The sequence below is a fragment of the Enterobacter sp. WCHEn090032 genome (genome assembly GCF_003986875.1).
Classification (GTDB): domain Bacteria; phylum Pseudomonadota; class Gammaproteobacteria; order Enterobacterales; family Enterobacteriaceae; genus Enterobacter; species Enterobacter sichuanensis.
In genome coordinates, this window is sequence record NZ_RXRN01000056.1 from 1 (window position 1) to 4445 (window position 4445).

The 4445-nt window shown below is 59.5% G+C and carries 3 protein-coding genes; 1 reads left to right on the forward strand and 2 read right to left on the reverse strand.

Going from position 1 to position 4445, the window contains the following annotated elements; all coding sequences use genetic code 11:
* Positions 1-112: 112 nt before the first annotated feature.
* Together EKN83_RS23135 and EKN83_RS23140 are read right to left on the reverse strand one after the other, a co-directional pair.
* Positions 113-2545 (reverse strand): formate C-acetyltransferase/glycerol dehydratase family glycyl radical enzyme, encoded by a 2433-nt coding sequence (locus EKN83_RS23135; RefSeq protein WP_126801787.1) that lies wholly within the window; start codon positions 2543-2545, stop codon positions 113-115.
* Between the two features lie 4 nt (positions 2546-2549).
* Entirely contained in the window at positions 2550-3449 is a 900-nt protein-coding gene (locus EKN83_RS23140; protein ID WP_126801788.1) for a glycyl-radical enzyme activating protein, read from the reverse strand.
* Between the two features lie 128 nt (positions 3450-3577).
* Between EKN83_RS23140 and fsa the strand changes: the two genes are divergently transcribed.
* Positions 3578-4240 (forward strand): fructose-6-phosphate aldolase, encoded by a 663-nt coding sequence (fsa, locus tag EKN83_RS23145; protein WP_126801789.1) that lies wholly within the window; start codon positions 3578-3580, stop codon positions 4238-4240.
* Positions 4241-4445 lie beyond the last annotated feature (205 nt).

Here is a 4445-nt window from a genome sequence, read left to right on the forward strand (position 1 = left end):
TTTACCCGTCTGTTGACGGGTAACTGAAGTGACTTTAAACATACAAGGGCATCAGCGCGCGTATTTCCCCCTCACCCTAACCCTCTCCCTCAAGGGAGAGGGGATAGCTCGGTTACAGCGTATGCTCCGTACGCGCAATAATATCGTCCTGCGCATCCGGCGACAGGGCGGTGAAGAACGCCGAGTAGCCCGCCACGCGCACCACCAGGTCACGATACTGGTCAGGGTGTTTTTTCGCTTCCAGCAGCGTTTCGCGGGAAACAATGTTGTACTGAATATGCCAGCCCTTATGCACCTCGAAGAAGGTGCGCAGCAGCACCATCAGCTTCTGGCGGTCGTTGTCGTTTTCCAGCGTTGACGGGTTCAGCTTCTGGTTTAGCAGCACGCCGCCGAGAATCGCTTCGGTTGGCAATTTGCCCACGGAGCCAATGACCGCCGTTGGACCAAGGTGATCGGTACCGGACGCCGGGCTGGCACCTTCCGCCAGCGGCGTGTGCGCTTTTCGTCCGTCCGGGGTGGCCATCGTCGCCGCGCCAAACGGCACGTTAGCGGAAATAGAAGAGGTGCCTGCGTAATAGTTTCCGCCAATCGGGCCGCGGTCGTAACGCGGGTTGTGGTACTGCTTCAGCTCTTCAATGTAGGTCTGGTAGGCACGCGTCAGCAGCATATCCACGCTGTCGTCGTCGTTACCGTATTTCGGCGCACCGTTGATCAGACGCTGACGCAGCTGCTCGTGGGTCAGCCCGTCGAAGTCATCCGCCAGCGCGGCCGCCAGCTGCTGCTGACCGATGACACCCTGCTCGAACACCAGCTTCTTCACCGCCGCCAGGCTGTTGCCGAGGTTGGCGATACCGACCTGCAGGCCGGAGACCCAGTCATACTTCGCGCCACCCTGCTTGATGCTCTTCGCCCGTTCGATACAGTCGTCCACCAGTGCGGAACAGAGAATATCGTGGACGTTCTCTTCCAGCATGGTGTCCACTACATATTCAATCTCGATGGATTTGCGGGTGTAGTAGCGGATCTGGGTATCCCACGCCGCCATCACCTCGTCGAAGTTATCGAAGTTACCGGCAGAGAGCGATTTCTCCTGCGGCAGGAACACTTTCCCGCTGGTGGCGTCCCGGCCGCCTTCCAGCGCCGCCAGCATCACGCGGGCGAAGTTGATAAAGCTCATGCCGGTGCAGCGATAGCCCCATTTGCCGCCGACGGCGGTTTCGATGCAGCCAATCGCCGCGTAGTCGTAAGCATCATCGCGCTCAACGCCGAGCTTGATGAATTCCGGGATCACGATTTCATCGTTATTGAATGCCGGCATCCCGAAGCCGCAGCGGATCACCTGCACGCAGGCGTCGAGGAAGTCGTTGCTCATGCCCGCGTGGTAGCGCACGCTCAGGTTCGGCTGGGTGGAGCGCAGACGGCCGCAGGACTCCAGAATCGCGTAAGAGAGCGGGTTGACCGCGTCCATCGGCTCACCGTTGACCAGCGTCTGGCCGCCGATGGTGACGTTCTGGTACAGCGGGCTACCGGCAGAGGCTTTCGAATGCGAGCCGGAACGGATTTTGTTCACTTCCAGCAGCTTCAGCCAGCAGCTGTGCAGCAGCTCGATGGCGTGCTCGCGGTCGAGGCTATGGTTCAGCTCCACGTCGCGGCGGTAGAACGGATAGAGATACTGGTCCATCCGGGCAAACGACACGGAGTGACCGTTGGACTCAATCTGCAGGATCAACTGAATGAAGTAGCACAGCTGCAGCGCCTGCCAGAAGGTTTTTGGCGGTTCGTGAGAAATCACGTCGCAGTTTTCCGCCATCGCCAACAGTTCGTTGCGGCGGCTTTCGCGGGTTTCGCTGGCGGCCATGTCACGCGCCAGGTCGGCAAAGCGTTTGATGTGCTGGCTCACCGCCTCCAGCACGATATCAATCGCTTTCAGGAACTGGTCGCCGTGCAGGTCTTCCAGCACCGTCAGGTTAATGCGCGAGCGGCGCTCGGCCACTTTGGCGCGCAGGCCGTCGAGACCTTTCTCCAGCAGTAGCGGGAAGTTAACCGCCAGGTGCGCATCGCCGGAGGTCATGTTGCCTTCAGCTTTGATGATGCCGGTTTCCAGCAGGCCTTTCTGCTCGTCGGTGAACATGCCGTAGCAGCGATCCTGCACCGTCTGGCCGCGCCACCACGGGCAGATCGCATGCAGAACGCGCTTGTTCTCTTCGCTCACCGCAAAGCCCGCGCCCGGACGGTCGGCCAGATCGTCAATTTCTTTCTCAATCCACGACACGGTGTATTCCGGGAAGATCGGCGCGGCGCGCACTTCGCTTGCCTGGTTACCGATGATGAGCTCGTCGTGTTTGATCCAGATGGTGCGCTCGGCCAGGTGATGCGCCAGCGCCAGGGCGCGACGCACCGGGATCGGTTTGTCCATGTGCTGCTGATACATTTCGGTGTAGTGCTGCGCGCGTTCGGTACAGACCGGCGGCTTGACGATATGTACGAGGGCCGTTTTGTGCGCCTTAATGCGCTCGCTGAGGGTGTTGAGATTCAGGGTGGTCATGAGTTTATCCTCGTAAGGTCGCGGTTAACCCTTTCTGGCAGGCGTACTGTTGCGCGAAGTCCAGCAGGGCAGGGTTATCCAGCGGTTTGTCAGGGGCAGAGTAGGGTTGGCCGAGCAGGGTGTATTTGTTCATGCCCAGCGTGTGGTACGGCAGAAAATGAATATCGTGAACGCCGAGCTCGTCGGCAGCGAAATTGGTAATGGCGGTAACAGACGCTTCATCGGCGTTAAAGCCCGGGATCAGCGGCACGCGAATGGTCATCTTTTTCCCGGCTGCCGCCAGGCGTTTCAGGTTATCCAGGATCCGTTTCGCTGAGCCGTCCGTCCATTGTTTGAATACCTCGCCATCGACGTGCTTCAGGTCGGCGAGGAACAGATCGACGTACGGTAAAGAGGGCTCGATATAGTGCCACGGCACGTGCAGGCAGCTTTCAACGGCGGTGTGGATACCCTGGTCGTGGCTGGCTTTAAACAGCGCAAGTGCCAGTTCGGGGTTCATAAACGGCTCGCCGCCGGAAAGCGTAATTCCGCCGCCACTGCGGTCGTAGAAGGGTTTGTCGCGCAGGACGGTCGCCATGATCTCCCCGACCTGCTGCTCTTCACCGCAGACGGTCAGCGCCTGCGTCGGGCAGCAGTCGGTGAGGGCGTTGAGCGTCTCGTCATTAAGCTTCTCGCGATGAATGACCAGCCCGTTCAGCGCACGTTCGATGCAGCCCGGCGCCGCCTGCTGGCACAGGTCGCAGCCGTCCAGACACAGGCGTGCATCAAACAGCACGTCCCGGCTGCGGGAGCGGCTTTCCGGGTTCTGGCACCAGCGACAGCCCAGCGAGCAGCCTTTCAGGAACACCACGGTACGAATACCGGGGCCATCGTGGGTAGAGTAACGCTGAATATTGAAGATCATGTTTTTGCCTCTCATCTTGCATATGAAGATTAAATTACTTTCGAATGAAAGTTATCTTGATGCAGGTCAACTCCTGAGCAGGTTTTGTCGTGATAGGGTAAGTGCAGGCTAATTTTGAGGGTGACATCATGGAACTTTATCTCGACACATCTGACGTTGCGGCGGTGAAAAAGCTGGCGCGTATCTTCCCGCTGGCAGGCGTGACCACTAACCCAAGCATCGTTGCGGCCGGGAAAACGCCGCTGGAGGAGCTGTTGCCGGCCCTGCACGACGCCCTGGGCGGCAAAGGCCGTCTTTTTGCCCAGGTGATGGCGACCACCGCGGAAGGAATGGTGGAAGACGCGCGTAAGCTGCGCGCCATCATTAACGACCTGGTGGTGAAAGTACCGGTAACCGCAGAAGGGCTGGCAGCCATCAAAATGCTGAAAGCAGAAGGGATCCCGACGCTGGGCACGGCGGTATACGGCGCTGCACAAGGGATGTTGTCCGCGCTTGCGGGGGCTGAGTATGTCGCGCCTTACGTTAACCGCGTGGACGCGCAGGGCGGGGACGGGATCCAGACGGTGGTGGAATTACAGCAGCTGCTGACCCTGCATGTCCCGCAGTCAAAAGTGCTGGCCGCAAGCTTTAAAACCCCGCGTCAGGCGCTGGATTGCCTTCTGGCAGGCTGCGAGTCCATCACGCTGCCGCTGGACGTGGCGCAGCAGTTTATTACCTCTCCGGCCGTGGACGCGGCGATTGTGAAGTTTGAGCAGGACTGGCAGGGGGCGTTTGGACGGACGTCGATCTGACGTGTGCGGCCTGATGCCTTCACCCCAACCCTCTCCCACGAGGCTGAGGAGTCCCCAGTAATTTTTTACCTGAAGCGATGAACGTTGCTTCAGCAAAATTAATGACTTACAGCGATGCCCTGGTCCGGCTGTAAATCGCCGAAGCGTTTCCGTAAGGCCGGGACGAGGCGCAGGGATGCGCCGAGAGGGCGTGGCCTGCAGGGAT